The following is a 22,208-nucleotide window of genomic DNA, read 5'->3' as shown; positions in this document are numbered from 1 at the left end:
TGTCGGCTGTTTGTCTTTGACGGCTGCGATCTTTGCTGCGCGCGGTCGGCCGTGGCTTCCTGATCTCGCTTGTATCCGGCACCTCACATTGAATTCGTGAAAGCTGTTACGGCCGGTGACCTGAACTCAGCCGGTTGCGTCGTGATGACGATACCCATGACGGCCGGCTTTCACTGCTTGACTCAATGTTCTTGTTTTGTTCTAATTGCCTCCACCGGGAATTGGAGGACGTCATGGACAACCGCATCAGCGAAATTCGCAGGCAGATCAGGGCGCTGCGCGTCAGCATGCTCGAGGCCGAAGCCATCATGCGCCAGCAGATCAACCGCGATGAGGACTGCGCCTTCGTCGCCGGGGACCTCTTGAAGATGCGGCTGGTCATGAGCCGCCTGGTCGAGGAGCGGGAGGTCCTGGGCGACCGCGATCCGATCATCGTGCATGCGGGCGTTGCACCGCGCCGTCGCGCCGCGACGCCGGCCTTCATTCGCCCGGCGAAGCGAGAGCTGGCCGTCGGCGAAGCGCGTGCATGACGGCGCTTGGAATGCGGCGGCTGTACGCCGAGCTGCAAGACGTGATGTGTCGGAGGAAAGATGAGAGAGCCGCTTCGGTATTTCCACGACAGCGATGATCACGCGCCCTGGATCAAGGCGCTGGCCGAGGTCCGGCACATGGCGACGCGGGAAGGCTGGTGCTTTCACCACGTGCAGGCGATCATCGTGGCGATTGACCAGTATGCCGAGGCCGCGCTCGGCAACCGCGAGTTCTTCCTCAACCGGCCGCAGACCGTCGGCCCGGTGAGGCGAGGCGACGTGCCCTAGAGCGTTTTCCAGCGAAGTGGATACCGGTTCGCGTCAAGAAAACGCGTCAAGACAAAAATCCAGAGCCCGTTCCGATTCAATCGGAACGGAAAAGGCTCTAACACGCTGATCGGCAGGCATACGCGTTCGGCGCCGCGGCAGCTCAACGCGCTGTCCTCGGCGGCGAAAGACCTTTCCCGGGAAATGCCGGCTATTTCGTGTAGCCTTGACTGGTGCAGTACCACCAGGATTCAGCGGCCGATGCGCCATGCTCGATCACGTATTTCCGGCAGGCTTCGTAGCTGACCGCATAGCGCTTGCCGCACGGTACCGCAGAGATGCCGAAATTGCTCGTGGAGCATGTGGATGCGGCGTGGCCCGTCGACATCGACAGGGCGCCGATAACGGGCAGGACCGCTAGAAGTGACGGGGCCTTCATCATAGCCATCGCCTCCCAAGTTGGAGGACAGCGGGGCCGCCGTCCCCACGGAGAACCTACTACATCGCAGACCTTTCACCACCGGATTTCGCTGATCTGACGCGCGATCTGCATCGCCACGCATCGTCGCGCACGCCGTGTTCGGCGTCATGCCCGGCGCATGACGCCTTCCGGGCGCAGGGGCCAAATGTCCCGGCCTGCCTGAGGCGGCCGGGATGGCCAATCCGCTGCCGGCGACATATCGTGACGGTTCGCGGCCGAATCTGAGGTGGATCGTTCATCGCCGGGTCATGTCCATCCGGCCATCGTCAGCGCCGCGCCCGCGAGGGCGGCGGCACATTTGCGGAGGAGTTTCGGATGATCAGGGGCTGGCAGGTTGCGACGTCGGCACTCGCCATCGTCGTGATGGTTGCAACGCTGGGGGCTGAGGCGAACGCGGCGCAGTGCGGCAACGGGCCCGGCGGGTTCGAAGCCTGGAAGCAGCAGTTCTCGGGCGAGGCGAGCGCCAAGGGCATCGGCGCCACCGCGATCGCCGCGCTGATGCAAACCCATTATGCCAGTGCGACGATTGCCGCGGATCGCGGCCAGCGCAGCTTCGGCCTGTCGCTCGAGCAGTTCATGGCCAAGCGCGGATCTGCGACCATCGTGGCGCGCGGCCGATCGCTGAAGCAGTCGCAGGCGGCGCTGTTCGCCTCGATCCAGCAGCGCTATGGCGTGCCGCCGGGACCGTTGATCGCGATCTGGGGCATGGAGAGCGGCTTTGGCAGCCAGCGCGGCAACCAGAACATGCTGTCCTCGATCGCAACGCTTGCCTATGACTGCCGCCGTCCGGAGTTCTTCACCGACCAGCTCTATGCGGCGCTGAAGCTCATCGACCGCGGCACTTTGTCCGGAAGCACGCGCGGCTCGATGCATGGCGAGATCGGCCAGACCCAGTTCATGCCGAAGAACGTCCTCGCCTACGGCACCGGCAATCTCGACGTCGCGGCCAACGCGCTGAGCTCGACGGCGAACTTCCTGCGCGCCCATGGCTGGCGCGCCGGCGCCGGCTATCAGCCCGGGGAACCCAACTTTGCCGCGATCGAGGCGTGGAACGCGGCAGGCGTCTACCAGAAGGCGATCGCCATCATGGGGCGGCAGATCGACGGCCAATGAGCGCAGGCGCGAGTTCCTTCATCGCCTGTTAACGCAACGGTGCCAGATCGTGCGCTGTGAAACGGGAGCAGATGGAGACCGGCTCCATGCTCAAGAACGGCACCTACGCGGCGTGGTTTCGAACGTCGCTTGCGGACGGCACCGGCATCGTGCACGTCGCCGATGGCAGGCTGTGGGGCAGCGACGCGGTCATGCTCTACAGCGGCACCTATGAGGTCGACGGCGAGCGCTTCTCCGCCGTGCTCACCACGCAGCGGCACTCCAGGGACGGCACGACCGTGTTCGGCACCGACGACCTCGTGGTGCGGCTCGAGGGCATCTGGACCGGCGCGATCGCGACCTGCACGGGCAGGGCGGACGCCGTGCCCGATCTCGCCTTCGAGGTGACGCTGATTCCGAGCCAGGAGGTGGCACCCGAGCCGCCGCCGGATCTGCCGCTGCCGAAGTTCGACCCCAGCAAGCTTCCGAAGTTGCCGAAACGCTCCAGCCGCTAAGGCACGATCCGGAAAAGTGCGAAGCGGTTTTCCCTCGCGACAAACGCCAGAGGCGTTTGCGCGGGGATCATGCTCACGCGTCGCGCGGGCCCGCGGTCTCCGGAAACGGCGCGCCCGGGATGTAGAGCTTCAGCGCGCGGATCTCGTAGACCGCCGACGGGTTGACGCTGCGCAGGTCGCGCGCCGCGGCGATCGCCTCCGCCTCATCGGCGCAATCGATCACGTAGAAGCCGAGCAATTGCTCCTTGGTCTCGGAGAACGGCCCGTCGATCACCATGCCGTGGCCGGGCCCACGCAGCGTGCTGGCGTTGCGGGTATCGCCGAGCCGCGCAGCCGGGCCGAGCTTGCCCTTCAGCCGTTGATGGACCTCGCGCAGACCCGTCATCACGGCAGCGTCCTCCTCGGCGCTCCACGACTTGACCTCGGCTTCGACGTGATAGGCCAGGATGGCATAAAGCATCTGATGTGCTCCTTATTTCTGATGCGCCAGGTCCAAGGACGTCTCGCGGCGATCCGAGCCGACATTTCATCCGGAGCGGATCGCACGGTTTCTGTGCTGCGACAAGGTATCCCGGCGGCCGGCATGGCGGCGGCGAATCGCGCAGGCCAAAACAGCAAAAAGGCGCGGCGGATGAGCTTCCGCCGCGCCCCCGATTTTGATGTCTCGCTGGTCCAGGGCTGAGAGCGCCCCGATGCCAGGCTGATTGCTCAGGTCCTAGCGGGCGATCCCAGCGAGGTGACAGCGCTTGAGACAAGACACTAGATCACCTCCTTTCTTTGTTGATGGGACTTCGAATATAGGCGCCGAATCCGCCGCTGTTAAGGCCGCAAGCCGGCCCGGCCGCGCCAGGAAACCGGCCGGATTGTGCCGAAATGGTTTCCTTTACGGAGAATCAGAACGCACGCCGGGGCAGTTGAGGCCGCCGCCCGGCCGTGTTAGGTGAACGCGAGATGCGGGTGTAGCTCAATGGTAGAGCAGCAGCCTTCCAAGCTGAATACGAGGGTTCGATTCCCTTCACCCGCTCCAATAATTTCAGTCACTTACCGGCTCTCCTTCTGTCCATTCGGACAGGCACGCTGTTGCTCATTCGGACAAATGTCCGCCCTTCGTTCGCGCGGCGCGTCGCTTTTTCGTGCCGGTTGCAATCTGCTTCTGGGTGCGTTTGACGTAGCGCGGAAGCACCTTCACCGTGGTGTGCCGGCTTTGTGCGAGGATCTCGCGATCGGTGAGTTCTGCGTCGCCGGTCTCCGTCAAGCCACCGTGGCGGAACGACGTGAACGACAGCTCGTCGCGTAGGCCGGCAGCGCGCACCACCTCTTTCACCTTCCGACTCATGTGAGTGAAGTCCGGCATGTCAGGCTTCGGCCATGTTGGCCAGGGTCCGCGGTTTCCCCAATCCCGTACCAGCATGAGGCCGCCGATTCGCTCGCGCTTGATCGCGTCGAGCTCCGCCATCAGCTCCGGATAGAGCGGCACACCGATCTCGTCAAAGAGCGGAATCCAGCTTTCGGACCCGGTCTTCTCATCGATCACGCAAACCAGATCAGGGCGGTCCTTCGGGCGATAGTGAGATGCATCGAACGTTGCGAAGATGTCGGTCTCGCGCTGCAGCCACTCCCAGGCGATTAGGGAGGCAGTGGCCAGCGAATGAAGGTTCATTTCGCCAGCCTTGATCCTGAAGGCGACCAATTCTTCGTAGGTCGCAGTCGGTGTCTCGCGATCTGACGAACGTAGCCCCATCCTGGCGAACGGATTGACGATCGGCAGTCGTCCGGGATTGCGGCGCGCGCACACGTTCCAGGCGCGGCGGCAGGATTTCATAGCGTGGTTCACGGTGGTGCGCCGCTCGCGCTCGACGATGTTGCCAGCGCTATCCTTGACCTTGAGCACCAGTAGCTTTTCGTACAGGTCATCGGTTAGCGCCGTATCGATCGAGACAATGCGCTTTTCGCCGAGGCGCTTCCCATCCTTCAGGACATAACCGCCGACAAGCTTGAATCCGACCTCGTGATTCCGCCTCGACTTTGGATCGAGCTTTGTGAAGCGGCGATCGGCGCGGTACTCGGCGAACACCCAATCGAGCGTTCCGGCAGCCGCGATCGCTGGTGTTGTCGTGGTCGCAGTGCTGGTGTCGCCGGTCCGCCACGCGTCAAACGCAGGTAGCAAAATCTCTTCGGCGCGCTTCACCGCAGCGGCATAGTCGAGACCAAGAGCCTCGCTATGCAACGGACAGCCGGCACGTTTCGCCCACGTCGGCACATGGAAGAAATGCGCCCATCCGGCGCCAGTTCGTTTGCGTTCGACGTAACGGGGAAGCGGCAGTGCGGAGCGGGGCGGCCTCATAGCAGCTTCCGGAGGTCCGCAGAGGTTTCATCCTGGGTGTCAGGTGCGCTGGCCGGCGCAGCGGGGAGCACGATGATCTTGCCCGGAACGATCTCTATGCGCCAATCCTTCACGCCAGACTTCGCCGCGGCTTTCATCGCCTTGGTGAGGTCGCCCTGCTTGAAGGAATGCGCGCCGCGCGACATGGCTAGATGGTCTCCATTGGGGCGCTCGGCCGACCAAGCCACACGCGCCGTGGTTCGCTACTTCTCGCGAAACCGAGGCCCCAATGGAAATTCGGGATCGGACGTCGCGCGTACCCCGTTGGTCACAGGGAAATCTCGATCGCGATCAGTCGATAAGAGCCCCCGGCGGTCAATCGGAATTTTACACGTACAAACTCGCACGAGTTTGGATGAATCCGGGTGCAGCAAAATCAAAAACTTGTCTTCACATTTCGATTTTTGGCGCGCCATCACTTTCTGTTGAAAACTTCCAGCAATGCCGTGGATCGCGGTTTCGCCGGGAGTCGCAAAAATGAAGGAGGCCCCGGATCATCTCCGGGGCCTCCTCTGCTCACCTGCTGTGGAACCGGCATGGTTGGGCCGCGGTGCTGTGAACACCTGATGACCAACTCATCCTGCGGCGAGCGCGAGGCATGGACTATGGTAAGTTTCGAGCAGGCGCTTGGCGCGCCTCACGGTGTCCTGGGCCTCGCGCATTGCCGCCAACTCGCGCTCCAGCCGCTCGAAAATTGGCACCAGATAGTCGCCGTGCTTTGTAATGCAATACGCTACAATCGCGAGCGCGCGTTCGAGACGTTCGATCGTTACCGGCTCACTCAAGTTGCAACTCCCTTTGCTCGCGCGACTCGTTGCACAGCGTGAAAACGCTCTAACTCTGACCAGTCGTCCGCATCGCTCTCTGCGGCCGCAGCATCGACAAGTGCCCGCGAATAAGCCGCACGGAATTCCGGCGACGTCGGATCGTTTGGCAACGGAGTGCGCGTGCCTCCGTTGACGCGAAACGATAGGTGAAGATCGCCAGCGCTTCGAAGCTCAAGCGCGCGTCATTGAAGCAGGCGTTACCGATGACGGTATAGTTGCTCGTGAAAGTGTGCTGCACGATCGTCACTTTGTCGCTCCTTCTCCGCGTTGAAGGGGACGACAACCACAACGCTTGATAAGGCGCGCCGTATGTGGCATCACGAGTCTCGCTTGAAGAGACTACGCAAGGGATCGTCCCCCTTGTGTTTCAAACGGCCGAGTTCACAGCTCGGCCGTTTTCTTTTTGTCGCGATGTCTTGTTCCGCTCAAGCCCCCAACGAACGCACGCTGCATCGCGTTGCTTGTTCCGCGTGAGAAAATGTTGGTTACCCATCGCGAAGAAATCATCCTGCTACGCGCCAATAGAGCAGGTATCGCAGAAGTGCCCATTTTGTGCGGGTTTCTGCAATTCCTGTGTTCGGCGCGTCGCGGGTGGGTTTGCTGGTTACGCGTGAGAAAAGATCACGCATTTTATTTTCGGCGCGTGAATGTGCGGATGTGCAAAGCGGGTTGTTACCGCGTTGCCACCGCAACGATGACGCGATACACCATGTGAGCCAGCCGATCGTGTCTCCTTCGATCTGCTGGTTCGGTGATGGCGTGGTGTGTTGCTACTCGCGCCTTCTTCGCTCCGGCTCCAAAAGATCGGCCCGCGCCACCTGTCGCGGGCCGGTTTTCGTTTCAGGCGCACGTCATATGCCCGGTGCGTTTCAGGCGGGAGCACCGTTGGAAGCGGCGTCACGCTTCTCCGCAAATGAGATCAGACCGTCGAATCCTTCGGCCATTTGTCTGTTCGTCAGTTCACGGTCGAAGAGCCCGTGCGACTCAAACAAGCCCAATCCGCAACAGATCACTTGTTCGACCCGCTCCAGGCAGACCGGAGCGAAGGCTCTGACTTCCGGATCGAAAGGCGATAGAGAACCGTGGGCGAGGCGAGACCGCATCACGTAGGCTTCGGCCAGCTCACTTTCCAGTTCGTCAAATGACTTGGTGTCCGCTGGGTCGTACCGAATCGCCGCGCTGCGCTGGCTAACAGTTCTTTTGATGTCTTCGTGTTCGGAGGTTAGCACCAGTCGTTCGAGTGCCGTTACCGCCTTGATGATTTGTGCGGCGGGGGAGTCCTCGCGAACGGCATCGCCGAACCATGCAGCTGAGTCCAACAAGCGTGATCCCAGCGTCCGCTTGATCGCTGGGTTGACAATCGTTTCGAGCGCTTTGTCGGCGGCGCGAAGCAGTACCGCGATATTCTCGCCTTCGAGAAATTTGCCCCAATCGTCCTCGAACCCCACGGCCGAGGTAGCGGCGCTGGAGCACGAGATATACAGGCTTTGTTTGGGATCGAGCGACATATGCGCCCGGCGGTCCGTTGCGAGGCGCGGACCGCCGATATCCATTCGGCGCGTGTGATACGCCCCGAACAGAATATGCACGATGTTGACCGCTCCGGTCACCGCCATCCGGGCACGATCGAACGAGGTGCGGTCGTCGCAATTCAGTACGTTGACCTCGCCGACCCAGGTGAAACCGTCATAGTAGTGCTTTGCGCTGGCAAGCAGTCGTTCGTCCGACTCCTTTTTCCAATCCTCACCACCACGCTGTAGGTAGTTTTCGTAGTGCGGAGCCATCAGTTTGTTGAAGCGTTCGAGCGTGTAGAACGTAACTGGCCCGATCGTGAAACTTGGAGGTTCCTTGCTGTGCATTAGCCGGCAGGGGAAATAGTGCGTTCGGTCCGTGCGAGCTTTTTTGGCTTCTTTGACTGCCGACGAGAGAGCCCGTTCTGCCTGCTGTTCATCGATCGGGCGGCGCTCAGTCAGAAAGCGCTGGACGAGGATCTTGCCGAGCGCCTTGTACACCGGCGCGATTTCGATGGTGCCTACGGCATCGCTGTATTTCACGGCCTGTTCTGCAAGCCGCCAAATCCGATGGTCAGCCGCGCGCCCGCACGTTATCGTTCCCTTACCATCCGGGTGAGGTAGCTCGCCCCACAAGTCCTGTTTCGGAAGGTCTTGCAAACTGGCAGGACTATGTTCGACCGCAGCGGAGATCGCGGTTCGAATCCGCATGCATTCGGCGAACACAAACTCGATATCGCTAACCCATCTGGTGTTTCGATTCGTTGGCATGAGGCAATTAGATACGAAAAACCGCTCTTAGGGCAGATGCGTCTGCCAAGCGACGTCCGGCGCAAACTGGCTGGTCTCCAAGGGCCGCCCGGGCGTCGAGGTTCAGTGCTCGCGCCCCTTCGGACAGAGTAAAATTGCCGTTGCGGTTCAATGGTTGGTTTTGGGGGTGGATTGTCCGAATGAGCGTTGACGGTATTCAGCTGCCGAAACCCTTCCAAGCTGAATACGAGGGTTCGATTCCCTTCACCCGCTCCAATGATTCTCCCTGATGCTGCAAGGCCCCTTGAAAGCGTCTGGGCGGCCGTAGCTTCATCCGGATGCATCGGCTGCGGGTCGAACCCTGCCGCGAAGCGTTTGATGTCTGCTGCGGATCTGAACCGCAGCCCCGCGCGTAAACTTTCAGCGATGTCTTGATCTCCCCCGGTCAGCGCTGCCTCTGCAGACATTGCAGGCGAGGCTGCTTGCGCTCTCAATTGTTTTGTTGAACGTTCAGTAAAGTGATGTACTAAACATATCGGCTGTGGCTGACCTTCCGGCTTTCCTGTTATCGGGACGGGCCGAATTGCGTCGGTCGAACCAGATCGGCAAGCGTGGTCCGCCGCATCCGCTGCAAATCCCAGACATTTTGTTGCATTGCAAACGTCGGCGCTTGCCCGTGCGAGCGTCGCGAATATTTTCGCCAGGGTCGCGAGAACCGGCTTGACGGCTCAAAAATTTTAGTACTACGTTTAGTAATACAAAAAACTAAACATCGCGCATCGAGCGCCGATGTGCAGGAGGAGCCCAAGCCAATGCCGGAGCCGTCTCCGGCAACGGTCCGTCTCGTCCTTCACTCGTCGCTCCTCAAACTCGGTTTCAGGGTCTTGGCGTCGCTCCGGCAGAGCGCGCCGAGCGGGTTGGATGCTTCAACGAGAGAGGAAACGGATATGCGAACATTCAATTGGCTGAGAAACTCGGCGGCCACCACGGTTCTCGGGGCGGCGCTGCTGGGGATATTTGGCGGAGGCGAAGCTGCGGCCCAGGGTAAGCAGCTCACGCTGTGCTGGGCCGCATGGGATCCGGCCAACGCGCTGGTCGAACTTGGCAAGGATTTCACCAAGCAATCCGGCATCGAGATGAAGTACGAGTTTGTCCCCTGGACGAGCTACGCGGATCGCTTCCTCAACGAGCTCAACTCCCACGGCAAGCTCTGCGACCTGATCATCGGCGACAGCCAGTGGATCGGCGGCGCCGCCGAGAACAAGTGGTACGTCAAGCTCAACGATTTCTTCGACAAAGAGCACATCTCGATGGACGACTTCGTCCCGGCGACGGTTGTCGGCTATTCGCAGTGGCCAAAGAACTCGGCGAACTACTGGGCGCTGCCGGCGATGGCCGACGCCGTGGGTTGGACCTATCGCAAGGACTGGTTCTCGCGACCCGACATTCAGTCGGCTTTCAAGGCCAAGTACGGTCGTGATCTGGCGCCGCCGAAAACCTATGACGAGTTGAAGCAGATCGCGGAGTTCTTCCAAGGCCGCGAGATCGACGGCAAGAAGGTCTATGGCGCCTATATCTTCACCGAGCGCGGCTCCGAAGGCATCACGATGGGCGTGACCAACGTGCTCTACAATTACGGCTTCAGCTACGACAATCCGAAGAAGCCGTACCAGATGCAGGGCATCGTCAATTCCGCCGAGGCGGCCAAGGGGCTCGAATTCTACAAGGAGCTCTACAAGTGCTGCACCGCGCCGGGCATGACCAACGCCTACATGCAGGAAGGCTTAGATGCCTTCAAGTCCGGCCAGGTCGCGATGCAGATGAACTGGTTCGCCTTCTTCCCCGGCCTCTACAAGGATCCGAATGTCGGCGGCGACAAGATCGGCTTCTTCGTCAATCCCGCCGGCCCGAAGGGGCATTTCACCCAGCTCGGCGGACAGGGCATCTCGGTGGTTGCGACCTCCGACCGCAAGGACGACGCGCTCGCCTATATCAAGTGGTTCGCGCAGCCCGCCGTGCAGCAGAAATGGTGGCAGATCGGCGGCTACTCGGCGCTCAAGGCGGTGGTCGACGCGCCGGACTTCCCGAAGAGCGCGGCGTTCGCGCCGCAATTCCTGGAGTCGATGGGCATCGTCAAGGACTTCTGGGCCGAGCCGTCCTACGCCCAGCTGCTGCTTGATATGCAGAAGCGGGTGCATGACTACGTCGTCGCCGACAAGGGCACGGCGCAGCAGGCGCTCGATCTCCTGGTCAAGGACTGGACCAAGGTGTTCAAGGAACAGGGCAAGCAAGTCGCCTCGCAATAGCCCGAACGCCGCGTCCCAACTGAACTGGCTTCCCCGAGGTCAGCCTCGGGGAAGCCGAACCAGCCCAGCCGATGGACAAGATGACGACGATCCTGCAACCCGATCATGCTACGATCCCGGGCGTGAGCGAGCCCGCCGAATCCCGTGCCGCGCGCCGCGTCCATGGTCTGTCCGACCGGACCATCGCGTGGCTGTTCGTCGCGCCGACGATTGCGCTGCTGCTCGCGATCAATATCTTCCCGCTGGTCTGGATGATCCGGCTGTCCTTCACCAGCCTCAACCTCAGCATGTCCTATCTGCCGCTGCGGTTTGTCGGGCTCGACAATTTCAGCGACATACTCAACGACGAGGACGTCTGGTTCCGGCTTCAGACCACCGCGCAATTCGTGATCTGCTCGGTCGCCTTGCAGGTCGTGGTCGGCTTTGGGCTCGCGCTTCTGATCAACCGTCAATTCCGCGGCCACAGTTTCTGGACCACGATCATCCTGCTGCCGATGATGCTGTCGCCGGCGGTTGTCGGCAATTTCTGGACGCTGCTGCTGCAGCCGCAGATCGGCCCGTTCAACTATCTGATCAGCTTGTTCACTGGTGTGCCGCCGAGCTCGTTCAGCATGACAGGGCAGGTCGCGCTCGCGCCATGGACCATCGTGCTCGTCGACACCTGGATGTGGGCGCCGTACGTGATGCTGATCTGTCTCGCCGGACTGCGCTCGATCCCGGATTATATCTACGAGGCGGCTGAAGTCGATCGTGCCTCGGCCTGGCGGCAGTTCTGGTCGATCACGCTGCCGATGACGGTGCCGTTCCTGATGCTGGCCGTGCTGTTTCGCGCGATCGAGAACTTCAAGATGTTCGACATGGTCAACCTGCTGACGTCGGGAGGACCGGGGTCGACCACCGAACTCGTATCGATCACGCTCAAGCGCGCGGCATTCGAGAAATGGCGCACCGGCTATTCCTCCGCGCTCGCCATCATCCTGTTCGTGACCGTGTTCGGTGCCGCCAACATCTACGTCAAAGCGCTCAACAAGGTGAAGCAACGATGACCGCTGCCGTAGCCAAATCCGTCCTGGCCAGATCCAGCGCACACTCGATCGTCGAGGCCTCGCCGCGCACCAAGGCATTCGCCGGTGCTCTCGTCATCCTCTATGCGTTGATCACGATCCTGCCGCTAGTCTGGATCGTCGCCACCGCCTTCAAGTCGCAAAGCGATGCCATTGCCTATCCGCCCAAGGTGATCTTCGAGCCGACGCTCGAAGGTTATGTCAACCTGTTCACGGTGCGCACCCGCCAGACACCCGATTTCATCGCCAAGCTGCCGCCGCCGGAGACGTGGTATGACAAGCTCGTCCGCAAGCATGACATGGTCATCGCCGGACCGTCCAAAGTCGTCCCGCGCTTCGTCAACTCGCTGATCATCGGGTTCGGTTCGACGTTCCTCGCCGTATTCCTCGGTACGCTGGCGGCCTACGCCTTCTCGCGCTTCCGCATTCCGCTGGCCGACGATCTCCTGTTCTTCATTCTCTCGACACGGATGATGCCGCCGGTCGCGGTCGCGATCCCGATCTATCTGATGTACCGGCAGCTCAACCTGACCGACACCAGGCTCGGAATGATCCTGCTCTATACCGCCGTGAACGTCTCGCTCGCGGTCTGGCTGCTCAAGGGGTTCATCGACGAGATCCCGCGCGAATACGAGGAGGCGGCCCTCGTCGACGGCTACACGCGGCTGCAGGCACTGCGCAAGGTGGTGCTGCCGCAGGCCGTCACCGGAATTGCGGCGACCGCGATCTTCTGCCTGATCTTCTCCTGGAACGAATACGCCTTCGCGGTCCTGCTGACCAGCGGCGAGGCGCAGACCATGCCGCCCTTCATCCCTTTCATCATCGGTGAGGGCGGGCAGGACTGGCCAGCGGTTGCCGCCGCGACCACGCTGTTCGTCGTCCCCATCGTCATGTTCACCGTGCTGCTCCGCAAGCATCTGCTGCGCGGCATCACCTTCGGAGCGGTGCGCAAATGAGCGGTTCTGCTGTTGCCAAGGAGACCAAGGGGACCAAGACGACATTGCATCGCTTGTTCAGCCGCGGGCGCTGGGAAGCCGTTGCGATGACCCTGATCGGGGGCGGCATCTTCATGCTGGTGCAGCCGTTCTCGATCGATCTGTACAGTTATTCATTCGTGACGATTCTCGCCGGCACGGCCGGCTTCGTCGTCGTCAGCCACTTTCCGGAATAGCGCCATGGCTCAGATCCGCGTCGAAGATCTTCGCAAGTCGTTCGATCAGTTCACCGCGGTGGAAGGGTCGAGCTTCACCATCGACGACGGCACGTTCTTCGCGCTGCTCGGCCCGTCCGGCTGCGGCAAGACCACCACCTTGCGCATGATCGCCGGCCTCGAGCTTCCGACCGAGGGCAAGATCCTGCTCGACGGGGAGGACGTCACGTTCCACCGTGCCGCCGCCCGCGACATCGCGTTCGTGTTCCAGCTGTTCGCGCTCTATCCGCATATGAATGTCGGGCAGAACATCGGCTTCCCGCTGAAGTGCCAGGGTATGGCGCGGCACCAGATTCGCGAGCGGGTGCAGGAGACCGCGCGGATGCTGCGGATCGAGCATCTGCTGTCGAGCAAGACATCGAAGCTCTCCGGCGGCGACCGCCAGCGCGTCGCGCTCGGGCGAGCCATGGTGCGCCGTCCGAAGGCCTTCCTGATGGACGAGCCGCTGGGCGCGCTCGACGCCGAGTTTCGCCATCTGATGTGCGGCGAGCTGCGCGACCTGCACGATCGCATCAAGGCGACCACGGTCTATGTCACCCACGACCAGCTCGAGGCGATGTCGATGGCCGACCAGATCGCGATCATGAACAAGGGGCGCGTGGAACAGATCGGTACGCCGCAGGAGGTTTACGACCGGCCCGCCAGCATGTTCGTCGCGGACTTCATCGGTTCGCCGCCGATGAACTTCCTGCGCTTCGAGAGCAGCCTGCGATCTGGTGACCGGGCGATCGATTTCCACGACGCCAGGCTCGCGGTGCCCGAGATCCGCGAGGACCGCGCCAGCGCTGCGCTGGCGCTCGGGGTTCGTCCGGAGCATATTCGATTCACCGACGCCGGATCCGTTCGTGGCGAGGTGTTCGGCGCGGAATATCTCGGCACGACGCAGATCGTCACCATCGACACGGCGTATGGGCGGCTCGCGGCGCGGCTGCCGTCGAGCGCCTCGGTGCGGATCGGAGAGACGGTCGGCCTCGAATTCAACTCCGTTCGGCTCTCACTGTTCGATGCCGGCAGCGGCCTTGCAATCAGGACCGCCGGCGAGGAGGGCGTGCGCCATGGTTGACGTCAGCTTGCGCAATATCAGCAAGCGCTTCGGTGCGGTGGAGGCGGTGCGCGACCTTTCGCTGACGGTGAGCGACGGCGAATTCCTCGTCCTGCTCGGGCCGAGCGGCGCCGGCAAGACCACGACGCTGCGACTGATTACCGGGCTCGAGAGCCCCGATGCCGGTTCGGTCATGATCGGGGGGCGCGACGTGACGCAGGAGCCGCCGGGTGCGCGAGACATCGCATTCGTGTTCCAGCAATATTCGCTGTATCCGCATTTGTCGGTCTATGACAACCTCGCGTTCCCGCTGCGCTCTCCGGCGCGGCGCGTGCCGGAGCCGCTGATCCGCAGGCGTGTCGAGCAGACCGCGGATCTCCTGCACATCGCCAGCAAGCTGAATAATCGCGCCACCCGCCTGTCGGGAGGTGAGATGCAGCGGGTCGCGATCGGCCGCGCGCTGGTGCGCGATCCCTCGATCTATCTGATGGACGAGCCGCTGTCGTCGCTGGATGCAAAGCTTCGCGCCGAGCTTCGCCTCGAGTTGAAGCGGATCCAGCTCGAGCTCGGCGCGACCATCTTGTATGTGACCCACGATCAGGTCGAGGCCATGACGATGGCATCGAGGATCGGCGTGATCAAGGACGGCCGGCTGCTTCAGCTCGGCACCCCGAGGGAGATCTACGAAAATCCATCCAGCAGCTATGTCGCGTCGCGGCTCGGGACGCCCCAGATCAATTTCCTGCCCGCACGGCTGCTGTCCGATGTGGCGATGCCGCCGGAAACCGAGACGGTCGGCATCCGCACCGAGCACCTTCAGATCGCCGCGCGCAACGGCGGGCAGATGATCGGCCGGGTGCATCGCGTCGAGCACCTCGGCGAGCAGAATCACGTTCACCTCGACTATAAGGGCGAAACACTGGTGACGCTCGCGGATCCGCATCAACCGCTGCGGGCCGGCCAGGAGGTTGAATTGCAACTGGTGCGGCCGCTGTGTTTCGACCGTGCCGGGCAACGTATCGGCGCGATGGTTCAATAGAGGAGCGAGAGGTTCAGATAGATGTCTGTGCAACCCGAGACATTCAAGTCGCTGCTCAAGGCGGCCGCCGAGCAGGTCATCGCCAGCGCGCCGGAGCTCACGAGTCTGGACCAGGCGATCGGCGACGGCGACCACGGGACCAACATGAAACGCGGCTTCGAAGCCGTGCTCGGCAAGCTCGATGCCATCTCGGCGCAGCCGCTCAACGAGGCATTCAAGACGATCGGCAAAACCCTGGTCATGACGGTTGGCGGCGCCTCCGGTCCGCTTTATGGCAGCTTCTTTCTCGCCGCGGGCGAGGCGCTGTCGCAGGACAAACATCTGCCTGATGATCTCGCCGACGTGTTCGGCAGCGGAGTGGACGCGGTGAGCGCGCGCGGCCGCTCGCAGGCCGGCGAGAAGACGATGCTCGATGTGCTCGTTCCGGTGCTGGAGACGCTGAAGGCCGGCGCCGGCCAACCCGATCTGATCGCGCGGGTGCGCACCACCGCGGCTGAAGCGGTCGAGCGCACGGTGCCGATGCAAGCCACCAAGGGCCGGGCGTCGTTCCTCGGCGCGCGCAGCGTCGGTCATGTCGATCCCGGGGCGCGATCGAGCTGCGTTCTGCTGCACGCTGTGTGCGCTGGCCTGGAGGCGCGGCAATGACCGATACCGTAGGGATCGTGATCGTCTCGCATTCCCGGGACATCGCCAAGGGAACCGCAGACATGGTACGGCAAATGGTCGGCAGCGAGGTCAAGGTCGCTTTCTGCGGCGGCAATCCCGACGGTGGTCTCGGCACCAGCGTGCCGCTGATCATCGACGCCATCAACGACGCCTGGTCGTCGAAAGGCGTTGCTGTGCTTGTCGACCTCGGCGGCGCCGAGACGAACAGCGAAATGGCGGTCGAGATGTTGGAGCCGGCGCGACGCGAGCTCGTTGTCGTCTGCAACGCGCCGATCGTCGAGGGCGCCGTCATGGCGGCGACCGAAGCTGCGGGCGGCAGCTCGCTGGCCCAGGTCAGGGCCGTGGCCGAGGAACTCTCTGCCGACTGAGGCGGCGGCGAAGCGATGATGGATGATGAGCATGCTTGATAAAGCGGACGAACAGATCTTCACCGGCAATGTACGGTTGGTGCACGCGGTTGGCATGCACGCGCGCCCCGCGGTCAAGCTGACCAAGCTCGCCAAGAAATTCCAGGCTCAGATCTCGGTGCGGGTCGCGGGCGCGCCTGAATGGATCAATGCCAAGAGCGTGGCCAAGATCATGGCAATGCGCGCGGCACACGGCAGCACGATCGAGATCAAGGCCTCCGGCAGCGATGCCGAGGCCGCGGTCGCGGCGTTGGTCGATCTGATCGCAAGCGATTTCCCGGATGGAGCACCATAGCATGCAGGGCGGCGCTGCAGGGCTGGCCTACCGCGGCAGGACCGCCTCGATCGGCTTTGCCCATGGCCCGTTCGTCCGTGTCGACGCGGGCGCGGCCGGCGAGCGTGTGGCCGGCACACTGGTCGAGGAGGCGCTGGCCTTGCGCAATGCGATCGACGTCGCGAGTGGCCAGATCGCGGATCTTGCCGCCAGCGCCGGCGGCGAAGCCGCGCAGATTCTCGAATTCCAGGTTGCGCTGCTGGAGGATGAGGATTTGATCGAGGCGGTCTTCGCGTCGATCGGCGAGGGACGTCCAGCCGATATCGCATGGCGTTCGACGCTCGACGCGCAGATCGCCGACTACAATTCCGCACCGGACGACTATCTGAAAGCGCGTTCCTCCGATCTTGCGGATTTGCGCGACCGCGTGGTCCACATTCTGCGTGGCGACCAGGGGCAGCCGCTGAAGGTCCCGAGCGGGGGCGTGGTCTGCGCCGACGATCTGCCGCCATCGCGATTCCTCGAGATCGACTGGTCCGGCGGCGGTGGCCTGGCGCTGTTGCGCGGCAGCCCGACCAGCCATGTCGCGATGCTGGCGCGGGCGCGCGGCATCCCGATGGTGGTGCAACTCGGTACCATTCCGGACATCGGCACCACGGCGCTGCTCGACGGCGAAGGCGCGACGCTGGAGCTCGATCCCAATGCCGAACAGGTCCGTACGTTCGAGAAGCGGCGCGACAGCCATCTCAAGAGCAGGGCATCCGCGCGCGCGATCCTGCGGCGGCCGACGGCCTCCTGGCGCGGCGAGCGGATCAAGCTCTTCATCAACATCCAGCGCGTCGAGGATCTCGAACATGCCGACGCGCAGTATGCCGACGGCATCGGCCTGATGCGGACTGAATTCCTGCTCGCCGGCCGGAGCGTGCCGGACGAGGAGACCCAATTCCAGGCCTATGACGCGGTGTTGCGCTGGGCCGGCCAGCGGCCCGTCACCATCCGCACGTTCGATGCAGGCGGCGACAAGCCGGTGCCCGGGTTTACGCTGGATGGCGAGGCCAATCCGTTTCTCGGCGTGCGCGGCTTGCGGCTGTGCCTGGCCCGGCCCGAGATCTTTGCCGTTCAGCTCCGCGCGCTGGCACGCGCGGCGATACGCGGCAATCTCAAGGTCATGTTCCCGATGGTCACCTCGGCGGATGAGCTCGAGGCGGGACGGAAGCTGTTCGCCGATATCGTGCAGCGCTTGCTGGCGGACGGCATTGCCGCAATGCTTCCCGAGCTGGGAATCATGGTCGAAGTCCCGGCGGCGGCCCTCGCGGTATCTAGCTTCAAAGCCGCCTTCTTCTCGATCGGCTCGAACGATCTCGCGCAATATGTCCTGGCCTGCGATCGTTCCAACGGAGCTCTCGCCCCCTTGATGGACCCGCTGCATCCTGCAGTGCTCGAACTGATCGCGCGGACCGCGGAGCACGGCCGCCGCGCCGGCATCAGTGTCAGCCTGTGCGGCGACATGGCCGGCGATCCGCGCTGCCTGCCCGCATTGCTGAATTGCGGACTGCGCGAATTGTCCGTGAACGCCTCGGCGCTGGCGCAGATCAAGCACACCATCGACCGGCTGAGCAGCGGAGGCAGCGTTGGCTGACACGGCGGCCGATGATGCGCCCGAAGCCGGCGCGGTTGCGGTCTACAAGCGCATCTTCAAGGAGGTGCTCGAGAGCCGCCCGTCCGGCATGCGGCTGCGGCTCGCCCATGCCATGGGGAAGAACCGCAGCTTCGTCAGCCAGATCAGCAACCCGGCCTATCCGGTGCCGATCCCGGTGCAGCATCTCAACACGATCTTCGACGTCTGCCACTTCCCGCCACAAGCAAAGAGCGCCTTCCTTCGCGCCTATGCCCGCGCGCATCCGCGCCGCGTCGGCCGGCTGAGCGAAGGCTCGCACGAGCGGACGCTGACGCTGCATCTGCCGGACCTCGGCAGCGCCAAGCGCAACGCCGAGCTCGACACGCTGCTTCAGGAGTTCACACGGCGCCTGATTGCAATCATGCGGGAAAAATAGGCGAGAAACGCCGAACGGACGAAGCGGGGAGGACACCATGAAGAAGTTCATCAATTCGGTCGACGACATGCTCGCAGAAAGCCTCGACGGTTTCGCGGCCGCGCACGCCGATCTGGTCGTGCTGGGCGCCGAGCGCAAATTCGTTCGCCGCCGCGAGCTGAACTCGAAGAAAGTCGCGCTGGTGTCGGGGGGCGGCAGCGGGCATGAGCCGCTGCATGCGGGCTGCGTCGGTTACGGCATGCTGGATGCCGCCTGTCCCGGCCAGGTGTTCACTTCGCCGACGCCGGACCAGATCGTCGAGGCCGCACAGGCGGTCGCGGGCGATGCCGGCGTCCTGTTCATCGTCAAGAATTACGCCGGCGACCGCATGAATTTCGAGATGGCGGCCGAGATCGCCGAAGGCCGCACCGCCACCATCGTGACCGACGACGATGTCGCGGTCGAGAAGTCGACCTACAGTATCGGGCGCCGCGGCGTCGCCGGCACGTTGATCGTCGAGAAGATCGTCGGCGCCGCCGCTGAGAGAGGCGCCGATCTCAGCTCCTGCGTGGCGCTCGGCGAGCGCATCAACGCACAGACGCGCTCGATGGGCGTTGCGCTGACCAGTTGCACCGTCCCGGCTGCGGGCACGCCGACCTTTGCTCTTGGTGAAGACGAGATGGAGATGGGGGTCGGCATTCACGGCGAGCCGGGCCGCCGCCGCGTCAAGCTCGCGCAGGCCGACGCGATCGCCGCCGAGATGATCACCGCGATCGCCGATGATCTTGGCGCGCGCGTCGGTACCGAGGCGCTGCTGCTCGTCAACGGCTTCGGCGGCACGCCGACGATCGAGCTCTATCTGATGTACAACGCGGCGCGCCGGATGCTCGAGGAGCGGGGCCTGCGCGTCGCCCGTTCGCTGGTCGGCAGCTACGTCACATCGCTGGACATGGCGGGCTGCTCGCTCACCGTGAGCCTGCTCGACAGCGAGTCCGCAGCGCTCTGGGATCATCCCGTGCGCACGGCCGCATTGAAATGGTGACCGCTGCGGTGAGCGGCCGCTGATTTTCAGGTTGCGCCCTGATCGATGATGGGGCCGGGGTCTCAGGCATGCACCGGAAGTCTGCCGGTTCATCCTCCCTGAAACTTGCCGTGCCCGTCGGGCACGGCATCTTCTTGTGCGGAGTAGACGAGCTCTCCGACGATCGATGATCGTGAGTGCCAAGCGATTCCGCAACGCGTGGCGAGAGCGCTCGTTCTCCACTCACGCTTTGGCAGCAACGTACCCGTAATAATTCATGAGGAAGTCCCCAATTGAGAGGGGCTTCTGGGCGCCACCCTTGCCCGGATGAGGGATCGCGTAATCTCCTTTGCCCCATGTGAAGATCGTTGTCGTCACGTTTCCGTTCGACACTTGTATCCTGTCACGCAAAACGACCCAGTGCCGCGTCAACACCGAGCCTTCGTCCGACTGGTCGTCGTATTCGATCATGTTGGCGCTTATGAACAGGCATACGCGATATCCGCCGGCGAGCAGACTATTGGCCTCGTTGACGCTGTCGAGGCCTTTGCTGAATTTCAGATTGGTCTCCTCGCGCACGTCCTGGTATCCGGCCTTGCGGAACCATTGCTCCATTTCGCTCGGCAAGGTGATCCCCGCTACATCGCTTATTCTGCCGGTGTCGTCAAAATCGAGGAACCAGTTTTCGGAGTCGCGAATGGAGGCGCATGTCAGCCAATCGACATGGTCCAGCGAGTAGGGCGGCGTGTAGTTCTTCACGTCCTTTCCTGGCTTGATCAGCAGGCGGCCGAGGTTCGCCTGCCCCTTCTGATACAAGTCGATGGCGAACCGCGCATATTGCCCCGGCTTGTCGGATGCGTAGCTGAACATCAGCGCGGAGGGGCCGCACATGCTCGCCTGATCCTGATCTATGAGGCTCGGCTTCGCAATTCGCCTGAGAATGCCTATCCCGACTCGGTGCGGGTCGAGCTTCGGAAAGAATGTGGTCCTCGTGTTCTTGAGGAAATCGCAGACCATCTCGGCGGCGAGCTTCTTTTGGTCCGAATTGAGATCGTACGGACCAATCCCGAGCCACTTCTTCTTTTCGTCGCCGACGAAGAGCGTGATGAGCTTCTTCGAGGTCGGAGAGAGCGTTCTGGAGGTGTTGGCAATGGTGGTCAGGTCGTCCAGCTCGAATGCGGTGACCATGCCGTCCGTGACGGTCGCCCTGATGATATCGACGACTTCCGCGTAATCCAGCTTGGAATCGTCGAGCAGACCCTTGCGGAGTGCGGCATCGACGGATGGCGTCGCGATCGCATCCCATTGACCCTTGGGAGGAGGAGGCTTGGCGGTCGCCTTTGTCGCGAGGTCGACGAGCCGAGTGAATGTTGGTCCGCCGGGGCGGATATAGCCGTCCGGCGTGCCCGGGAAGTTCTTTTGCTGGAAATACAGGATCGAGTGGTAGAGGCTGTCGCTGGCGTGACCCGTCACGACCATTTGCGGTTTGAGCGTGGTCTCGGCTCCTCCGTCGGAGATTGCAATCTTGTTGAGCAGGGAGATGACCAGCTCCTGGTCTTGCTTCCAATTCTGGCAGCTGCGACCCGTCGCGGCAAACCGACCGACTTTGTCTTTCAATTGCGGCATGACTGATCACCAGCAATATGGTCGTGTTCAGTGGCGGATTGCGGGTTCAACTATCGCGTTGGTGGTCGGCTGAAGCGTCCAGGCAAGCTTGTCGATGAATTCGTACTCAAACAGCGCCTGCGGGTCGGTTCCGAAATAATATCCATACTGATGCAGGATCTTGGAGCCCTTGGCGACCATCTCGCGCTTCCATTTCAGGTCTTTGGCAGAGCTGAACTGAAATCCAATCGCCACCGCATAGTTTTCGTATGCTTCGGCAACTTGCAGAATGGTCGCGCGCGTCAGGATGCCGGCAGGATCCTCCAGGCCTTGAACTCTGAACGCGGTGATGCGGTTCATCAGATTTGATGCAACCTCCTCCTCGGACCAACCCATGACGCCCGCTGCAACGCCCTTTGCAAACCCTTCCTTGATGAACTTGACTTGAATGTTCTTGAGTGCCTCCCGAGCCGCGACCTTGTCAGCCACCATGAGGACCAGATCGGGGATCATCGCAGCGATGTTCTCGGCCTTAAGAGCCTCCTTTAACCCGGCCTTGAAGCCGGCCTTGGCCGCGCTCCACAATCCTTCGCCAGCAACGGAGCCGGCCGGCGGCGGCGGGACCTCTGGCGGGGTCGGTGTGTTCCGCGGGACCTTCAGCCGTATCTCCGGTGCCCGAAAGTCGAGCGCCTGAACGCCTCTCCTGCGCATCGCAATGAGCGTTCCTCCACTGTCCCTGGTCAGAAACACCGGATTTTTGATGCCGCGAGCCACTCCGCCTGCCCTGACCTGGGCGACCACATCGGAATCGAATGCGGAAAGCCCGTGGTTCAAACCCTCATTGCCCCACTTCCAAACTTGCGCGCGGGGCACCTGGGTCATCATCTTGTCTTCGACGATCCGCAGGTCGGTGAGCAATTTTTCCCCTGACTGAGCGCGCGCTCCCTTTAGAAATTCAAACTTGACCCGTGGTGAGATCAGAACCTCGTGACCGTCCTTGGCCAGGTTGAGAATTTCATTCTCAAAACGTCGGCTGAGCGCTTTCTCGGCGGCGCTCGCCGCAGCTCTTTGCCCGTTCTGTATGTCTATGAGGATGTTGGTATCGAGCCAGACCGGGGGCTTTAAAGGCGCCATTGCAACACCATTGGCTTAACTGGCACAGGACGCATTTTTGCGTCAGCGAGC

The 22,208-nt window shown here is 62.4% G+C and carries 25 protein-coding genes, 1 tRNA gene and 1 pseudogene; 18 read left to right on the top strand and 9 right to left on the bottom strand.

Annotation, left to right across the window (positions count from 1 at the left end; translation table 11 throughout):
- Window positions 1-233 precede the first annotated feature (233 nt).
- Window positions 234-530, top strand: a complete 297-nt coding sequence (locus XI02_RS27305) for a hypothetical protein (RefSeq protein WP_018272224.1) — start codon at window positions 234-236, stop codon at window positions 528-530.
- Window positions 531-590: 60 nt separating this feature from the next.
- Entirely contained in the window at window positions 591-818 is a 228-nt protein-coding gene (locus XI02_RS27300; RefSeq protein ID WP_016843397.1) for a hypothetical protein, read from the top strand.
- A gap of 190 nt (window positions 819-1,008) precedes the next feature.
- Here the strand turns inward: XI02_RS27300 and XI02_RS27295 are convergent, their stop codons facing one another.
- Entirely contained in the window at window positions 1,009-1,239 is a 231-nt protein-coding gene (locus tag XI02_RS27295) for a hypothetical protein (protein WP_244620813.1), read from the bottom strand.
- 354 nt (window positions 1,240-1,593) lie between these two features.
- Here XI02_RS27295 and XI02_RS27290 point away from each other — a divergent pair, with 354 nt between their 5' ends.
- Window positions 1,594-2,391: a lytic transglycosylase domain-containing protein gene (locus tag XI02_RS27290; protein ID WP_018272223.1), complete on the top strand. Its 798-nt coding sequence runs from the start codon at window positions 1,594-1,596 to the stop codon at window positions 2,389-2,391.
- 71 nt (window positions 2,392-2,462) lie between these two features.
- The gene (locus XI02_RS27285) at window positions 2,463-2,885 is read left to right on the top strand and encodes a hypothetical protein (protein ID WP_018272222.1); all 423 of its coding nucleotides are present in this window, start codon (window positions 2,463-2,465) and stop codon (window positions 2,883-2,885) included.
- Between the two features lie 73 nt (window positions 2,886-2,958).
- On the opposite strand, the gene XI02_RS27280 is transcribed toward XI02_RS27285, so the two are convergent.
- A complete protein-coding gene (locus XI02_RS27280) occupies window positions 2,959-3,345 on the bottom strand; it encodes a YciI family protein (protein WP_018272221.1) in 387 nt (128 codons plus the stop codon).
- A gap of 3 nt (window positions 3,346-3,348) precedes the next feature.
- Between XI02_RS27280 and XI02_RS27275 the strand changes: the two genes are divergently transcribed.
- A complete protein-coding gene (locus tag XI02_RS27275) occupies window positions 3,349-3,567 on the top strand; it encodes a hypothetical protein (protein ID WP_129965114.1) in 219 nt (72 codons plus the stop codon).
- A gap of 271 nt (window positions 3,568-3,838) precedes the next feature.
- Window positions 3,839-3,912: transfer RNA gene (locus XI02_RS27270), tRNA-Gly, on the top strand.
- Window positions 3,913-3,969: 57 nt separating this feature from the next.
- Here the strand turns inward: XI02_RS27270 and XI02_RS27265 are convergent.
- From XI02_RS27265 to XI02_RS45495, 5 genes and pseudogenes are all read right to left on the bottom strand, one after another.
- Window positions 3,970-5,229, bottom strand: a complete 1,260-nt coding sequence (locus tag XI02_RS27265; protein WP_026192919.1) for a hypothetical protein — start codon at window positions 5,227-5,229, stop codon at window positions 3,970-3,972.
- Window positions 5,226-5,414 carry a hypothetical protein gene (locus XI02_RS27260; protein ID WP_018272218.1) on the bottom strand — a complete coding sequence of 63 codons (189 nt, stop codon included), beginning with the start codon at window positions 5,412-5,414 and terminating at the stop codon, window positions 5,226-5,228. Before XI02_RS27260 ends, XI02_RS27265 begins: the two co-directional genes overlap by 4 nt.
- Window positions 5,415-5,843: 429 nt before the next feature.
- Complete coding sequence (locus XI02_RS27255; protein WP_018272217.1) at window positions 5,844-6,053, bottom strand: hypothetical protein; 210 nt, start codon at window positions 6,051-6,053, stop codon at window positions 5,844-5,846.
- A 911-nt stretch (window positions 6,054-6,964) separates the two neighbouring features.
- The gene (locus XI02_RS27250) at window positions 6,965-8,149 is read right to left on the bottom strand and encodes a HEPN domain-containing protein (RefSeq protein ID WP_129965112.1); all 1,185 of its coding nucleotides are present in this window, start codon (window positions 8,147-8,149) and stop codon (window positions 6,965-6,967) included.
- Between the two features lie 491 nt (window positions 8,150-8,640).
- Window positions 8,641-8,823: pseudogene (locus XI02_RS45495) on the bottom strand (hypothetical protein); the annotation flags it as partial.
- Window positions 8,824-9,303: 480 nt separating this feature from the next.
- Between XI02_RS45495 and XI02_RS27245 the strand changes: the two are divergent.
- The 12 genes from XI02_RS27245 (at window position 9,304) to dhaK (ending at window position 19,439) form a co-directional block, all read left to right on the top strand.
- Window positions 9,304-10,662, top strand: coding sequence for an ABC transporter substrate-binding protein (locus tag XI02_RS27245; RefSeq protein WP_018272215.1), 1,359 nt, complete (start codon window positions 9,304-9,306; stop codon window positions 10,660-10,662).
- 71 nt (window positions 10,663-10,733) lie between these two features.
- Complete coding sequence (locus tag XI02_RS27240; RefSeq protein ID WP_016843402.1) at window positions 10,734-11,708, top strand: carbohydrate ABC transporter permease; 975 nt, start codon at window positions 10,734-10,736, stop codon at window positions 11,706-11,708.
- A complete protein-coding gene (locus XI02_RS27235; protein ID WP_016843403.1) occupies window positions 11,705-12,682 on the top strand; it encodes a carbohydrate ABC transporter permease in 978 nt (325 codons plus the stop codon). Before XI02_RS27240 ends, XI02_RS27235 begins: the two co-directional genes overlap by 4 nt.
- Window positions 12,679-12,897: a hypothetical protein gene (locus XI02_RS27230; RefSeq protein WP_016843404.1), complete on the top strand. Its 219-nt coding sequence runs from the start codon at window positions 12,679-12,681 to the stop codon at window positions 12,895-12,897. Before XI02_RS27235 ends, XI02_RS27230 begins: the two co-directional genes overlap by 4 nt.
- A gap of 4 nt (window positions 12,898-12,901) precedes the next feature.
- Window positions 12,902-13,999 carry an ABC transporter ATP-binding protein gene (locus tag XI02_RS27225; RefSeq protein ID WP_018272214.1) on the top strand — a complete coding sequence of 366 codons (1,098 nt, stop codon included), beginning with the start codon at window positions 12,902-12,904 and terminating at the stop codon, window positions 13,997-13,999.
- A complete protein-coding gene (locus XI02_RS27220; protein WP_018272213.1) occupies window positions 13,992-15,017 on the top strand; it encodes an ABC transporter ATP-binding protein in 1,026 nt (341 codons plus the stop codon). The genes XI02_RS27225 and XI02_RS27220 overlap by 8 nt, the downstream gene beginning before the upstream one ends.
- A 21-nt stretch (window positions 15,018-15,038) precedes the next feature.
- Window positions 15,039-15,662 (top strand): dihydroxyacetone kinase subunit DhaL, encoded by a 624-nt coding sequence (gene dhaL / locus XI02_RS27215; RefSeq protein WP_016843406.1) that lies wholly within the window; start codon window positions 15,039-15,041, stop codon window positions 15,660-15,662.
- Window positions 15,659-16,051 (top strand): dihydroxyacetone kinase phosphoryl donor subunit DhaM, encoded by a 393-nt coding sequence (gene dhaM / locus XI02_RS27210; protein WP_016843407.1) that lies wholly within the window; start codon window positions 15,659-15,661, stop codon window positions 16,049-16,051. Before dhaL ends, dhaM begins: the two co-directional genes overlap by 4 nt.
- Window positions 16,052-16,082: 31 nt before the next feature.
- Complete coding sequence (locus XI02_RS27205) at window positions 16,083-16,385, top strand: HPr family phosphocarrier protein (protein ID WP_063607060.1); 303 nt, start codon at window positions 16,083-16,085, stop codon at window positions 16,383-16,385.
- A 1-nt stretch (window position 16,386) separates the two neighbouring features.
- A complete protein-coding gene (gene ptsP / locus XI02_RS27200) occupies window positions 16,387-18,003 on the top strand; it encodes a phosphoenolpyruvate--protein phosphotransferase (RefSeq protein WP_018272211.1) in 1,617 nt (538 codons plus the stop codon).
- Window positions 17,996-18,418: a hypothetical protein gene (locus tag XI02_RS27195; protein WP_018272210.1), complete on the top strand. Its 423-nt coding sequence runs from the start codon at window positions 17,996-17,998 to the stop codon at window positions 18,416-18,418. The genes ptsP and XI02_RS27195 overlap by 8 nt, the downstream gene beginning before the upstream one ends.
- A gap of 37 nt (window positions 18,419-18,455) precedes the next feature.
- Window positions 18,456-19,439 (top strand): dihydroxyacetone kinase subunit DhaK, encoded by a 984-nt coding sequence (gene dhaK / locus XI02_RS27190; protein WP_018272209.1) that lies wholly within the window; start codon window positions 18,456-18,458, stop codon window positions 19,437-19,439.
- 222 nt (window positions 19,440-19,661) lie between these two features.
- On the opposite strand, the gene XI02_RS27185 is transcribed toward dhaK, so the two are convergent.
- On the bottom strand, window positions 19,662-21,044 hold the full coding sequence (locus tag XI02_RS27185) for a hypothetical protein (protein ID WP_018272208.1): 1,383 nt from the start codon (window positions 21,042-21,044) through the stop codon (window positions 19,662-19,664).
- 27 nt (window positions 21,045-21,071) lie between these two features.
- Window positions 21,072-22,157, bottom strand: a complete 1,086-nt coding sequence (locus XI02_RS27180) for a hypothetical protein (protein ID WP_016843414.1) — start codon at window positions 22,155-22,157, stop codon at window positions 21,072-21,074.
- Window positions 22,158-22,208 lie beyond the last annotated feature (51 nt).

The sequence above is a fragment of the Bradyrhizobium sp. CCBAU 21365 genome (assembly GCF_015291305.1).
Taxonomy (GTDB): domain Bacteria; phylum Pseudomonadota; class Alphaproteobacteria; order Rhizobiales; family Xanthobacteraceae; genus Bradyrhizobium; species Bradyrhizobium elkanii.
The sequence above is the reverse complement of the archived record's forward strand: the minus strand, read 5'-3'. Positions and strand labels throughout refer to the sequence as shown.

Bases quoted from the DNA above. Each gene is read 5' to 3' on its own strand.
- XI02_RS27305 (WP_018272224.1), top strand. From the start codon at position 234: ATGGACAACCGCATCAGCGAAATTCGCAGGCAGATCAGGGCGCTGCGC.
- XI02_RS27300 (WP_016843397.1), top strand. From the start codon at position 591: ATGAGAGAGCCGCTTCGGTATTTCCACGACAGCGATGATCACGCGCCC.
- XI02_RS27295 (WP_244620813.1), bottom strand. From the start codon at position 1,239: ATGATGAAGGCCCCGTCACTTCTAGCGGTCCTGCCCGTTATCGGCGCC.
- XI02_RS27290 (WP_018272223.1), top strand. From the start codon at position 1,594: ATGATCAGGGGCTGGCAGGTTGCGACGTCGGCACTCGCCATCGTCGTG.
- XI02_RS27285 (WP_018272222.1), top strand. From the start codon at position 2,463: ATGGAGACCGGCTCCATGCTCAAGAACGGCACCTACGCGGCGTGGTTT.
- XI02_RS27280 (WP_018272221.1), bottom strand. From the start codon at position 3,345: ATGCTTTATGCCATCCTGGCCTATCACGTCGAAGCCGAGGTCAAGTCG.
- XI02_RS27275 (WP_129965114.1), top strand. From the start codon at position 3,349: ATGTGCTCCTTATTTCTGATGCGCCAGGTCCAAGGACGTCTCGCGGCG.
- XI02_RS27265 (WP_026192919.1), bottom strand. From the start codon at position 5,229: ATGAGGCCGCCCCGCTCCGCACTGCCGCTTCCCCGTTACGTCGAACGC.
- XI02_RS27260 (WP_018272218.1), bottom strand. From the start codon at position 5,414: ATGTCGCGCGGCGCGCATTCCTTCAAGCAGGGCGACCTCACCAAGGCG.
- XI02_RS27245 (WP_018272215.1), top strand. From the start codon at position 9,304: ATGCGAACATTCAATTGGCTGAGAAACTCGGCGGCCACCACGGTTCTC.
- XI02_RS27240 (WP_016843402.1), top strand. From the start codon at position 10,734: ATGGACAAGATGACGACGATCCTGCAACCCGATCATGCTACGATCCCG.
- XI02_RS27235 (WP_016843403.1), top strand. From the start codon at position 11,705: ATGACCGCTGCCGTAGCCAAATCCGTCCTGGCCAGATCCAGCGCACAC.
- XI02_RS27230 (WP_016843404.1), top strand. From the start codon at position 12,679: ATGAGCGGTTCTGCTGTTGCCAAGGAGACCAAGGGGACCAAGACGACA.
- XI02_RS27225 (WP_018272214.1), top strand. From the start codon at position 12,902: ATGGCTCAGATCCGCGTCGAAGATCTTCGCAAGTCGTTCGATCAGTTC.
- XI02_RS27220 (WP_018272213.1), top strand. From the start codon at position 13,992: ATGGTTGACGTCAGCTTGCGCAATATCAGCAAGCGCTTCGGTGCGGTG.
- dhaL (WP_016843406.1), top strand. From the start codon at position 15,039: ATGTCTGTGCAACCCGAGACATTCAAGTCGCTGCTCAAGGCGGCCGCC.
- dhaM (WP_016843407.1), top strand. From the start codon at position 15,659: ATGACCGATACCGTAGGGATCGTGATCGTCTCGCATTCCCGGGACATC.
- XI02_RS27205 (WP_063607060.1), top strand. From the start codon at position 16,083: ATGCTTGATAAAGCGGACGAACAGATCTTCACCGGCAATGTACGGTTG.
- ptsP (WP_018272211.1), top strand. From the start codon at position 16,387: ATGCAGGGCGGCGCTGCAGGGCTGGCCTACCGCGGCAGGACCGCCTCG.
- dhaK (WP_018272209.1), top strand. From the start codon at position 18,456: ATGAAGAAGTTCATCAATTCGGTCGACGACATGCTCGCAGAAAGCCTC.
- XI02_RS27185 (WP_018272208.1), bottom strand. From the start codon at position 21,044: ATGCCGCAATTGAAAGACAAAGTCGGTCGGTTTGCCGCGACGGGTCGC.
- XI02_RS27180 (WP_016843414.1), bottom strand. From the start codon at position 22,157: ATGGCGCCTTTAAAGCCCCCGGTCTGGCTCGATACCAACATCCTCATA.